The organism is Dankookia rubra, from assembly GCF_004355005.1.
GTDB classification, from domain to species: domain Bacteria; phylum Pseudomonadota; class Alphaproteobacteria; order Acetobacterales; family Acetobacteraceae; genus Paracraurococcus; species Paracraurococcus ruber_A.
This window is the reverse complement of the sequence record NZ_SMSJ01000382.1, coordinates 1-356: the sequence shown is the minus strand read 5'-3', so window position 1 is coordinate 356 and position 356 is coordinate 1. Positions and strand designations below refer to the sequence as shown.

Here is a 356-nt window from a genome sequence, read left to right as displayed (position 1 = left end):
CGGGCCCCTCCGGCCGCGGCGGAGGCGGCACTGCGGGGGCCTCGGCCGGCGCGCCGGGCAGGGGCAGCGCGGCGGTCACGGACGGCGCCGGTGCCAGGACCAGCGGTCCCGGCCGGGGCGGCCCCGAGGCCGGCACTGTCGGGAAAGGCGGCAGGACGGGCGGCGCGATGGCGGCCTCCGTTAGGGCGGCCGGCGGCCGGCCGCCCCCGGCATCGCCCGGCGCACCGACCCCCGCCAGCGGTGGCACGGCCGCGGAGGGCAGGGGCATCGGCGGCAGGCTCGCCACGCCGAGCCCGAGCAGCAGCCCGACCGTCGCCGCGCCGCCCATCGCCAGGGCCAGGCGCCGCCGCGTGCGC

The 356-nt window shown here is 84.6% G+C and carries 1 pseudogene; it reads right to left on the bottom strand.

Going from position 1 to position 356, the window contains the following annotated elements:
• A pseudogene (locus tag E2C06_RS38415) lies at positions 1–356 on the bottom strand (hypothetical protein); the annotation flags it as partial.